Raw genomic sequence first — 1,580 nt, 5'->3', positions numbered from 1 at the left:
CAAAATCATCCACACCCAATACAAACTCGGTTTTGCTGAAATCAGCGAATGGAGTCCCTTAATGCCTGCTTCCATTCCCGGTAAACAGATGCGTGCTCTTACTCGCTACGTTTCTACCAATTAACCTTCCTCAATTTTTCTTAAGGGGAATGGGAAATTATTCCCTTTCCCCTTTTGCTCCTTGTCGCTGTTTAAGTCCAAGTCACAATTCAACATGATTGAATCTTATGAACTTTCTTCGCCGTCGCATCAATCCTCAAACCTTCGTCATCACTCGTAGACAACTCAGCAGATATCTAAAAATTGACCCTAGTCGAGTCTGGCGATGGCAAAAGTGGGCTCATGTGCTATGGGTACATATTCAAGGAAGAGGCGGCTACTTCATTAGCTATCGTCAGCTAGAACAGTGGATAGCTGCTTGTTGCACTATGATTCGTTCTTGCCGAGAGTTAAGAGCATTGGAAACAGTTTGATACTCCCATCGCTAAATCGTTCGCGTAGCGTGGCCTTTTGGCCAAGATTATAGCGTTCGCGTAGCGGCTCCAAAGGAGCTGGGATTCTTAAGAGTATAAAACCCTTAACGGCTGAACCAAACAGCCTCGCTTACCCTCCGTTCGCGTAGCGGCTCCAAAGGAGCATCAAATCATTGGGCTTACTTTTTAGGTTTTTGGTCTATGCTTAATGCAGAGGCTTTTCAGCTTGCGCACAAACCGGTACTCTTTCGAGCACATTAATTGGTTTTTCCAATATATTTATTCTAGCAAAAATTATCAAGAAACGCAATATTTATAGTCCCCAATTCCCCTCCCGCTAAGTCTAAGGGCTATAACGGGAGTCCCCTTGGGGTTGAATGATGGTCAGCAATTGTGCGAGAAGCTAAACGATATACAGAAGAAGGGATGACTCGACTCTCTGAGATTTACCAACAACGTAAAGCATATCTTTCCTTATGCCCAAAAGGGTCGCAAGAAACCTTCCAAACCCGAAATACTCAGCTATTATAGGTAGGTTATAAGTTGTGAACAAGACTTACTGCATAAGACTAAGTTTGTATACCCTCTTGAGAGGTTGTCTGAGAAGTCTCATTTGCTACATCCAAGCCCCCGTTGGTCCCCCAATTCTGGGGGACTTTTAGAAGCAAATTGACTCTTGTTCCCCCCAAAGTTGGGGGGTCAGGGGGGCAAAATTCAGTATCAAAAAACTTGGGAGATATCCTCTGACCATAAGGGCAACTTAGCATGAGGTTAACTTCCCAAACAACAAAAAAAACTAAGAGGTTGTCTGAGAAGTCTCATTTGCTACATCCAAGCCCCCGTTGGTCCCCCGAGCGAGCAATCCCTCGCTCGGGGGACTTTTACCATAAAATTGATTCTTGTTCCCCCCAAGCGAGCAATCCCTCGCTTGGGGGGCTAGGGGGGCAAAATTCAGTATCAAAAAACTTGGGAGATATCCTCTAAGCACGACCACTCAATTGCAAAAGCCTAATTTCTACAACCTCTTCATAAAGCCTTTCGAGCTGAGTAATATTCCCACTTAAGGTATAGCGCTCTAGAACCCTTGCCCTAGCTTTGTGACCAAGC

The 1,580-nt window shown here is 44.8% G+C and carries 1 protein-coding gene and 1 pseudogene; one reads left to right on the top strand and one right to left on the bottom strand.

Annotated elements, in window-relative coordinates; genetic code table 11:
* The first annotated feature begins 227 nt into the window (after nucleotides 1-227).
* Nucleotides 228-473, top strand: a complete 246-nt coding sequence (locus F6K38_RS41515; RefSeq protein WP_287360671.1) for a hypothetical protein — start codon at nucleotides 228-230, stop codon at nucleotides 471-473.
* Nucleotides 474-1,453: 980 nt separating this feature from the next.
* Here the strand turns inward: F6K38_RS41515 and F6K38_RS41510 are convergent.
* Nucleotides 1,454-1,580, bottom strand: a pseudogene (locus F6K38_RS41510) (glycosyltransferase family 1 protein); the annotation flags it as partial.

Origin of the sequence: Moorena sp. SIO3B2, from assembly GCF_010692525.1 — a bacterium.
Taxonomy (GTDB): Bacteria; Cyanobacteriota; Cyanobacteriia; order Cyanobacteriales; family Coleofasciculaceae; genus Moorena; species Moorena producens.
The sequence above is the reverse complement of the archived record's forward strand: the minus strand, read 5'-3'. Positions and strand labels throughout refer to the sequence as shown.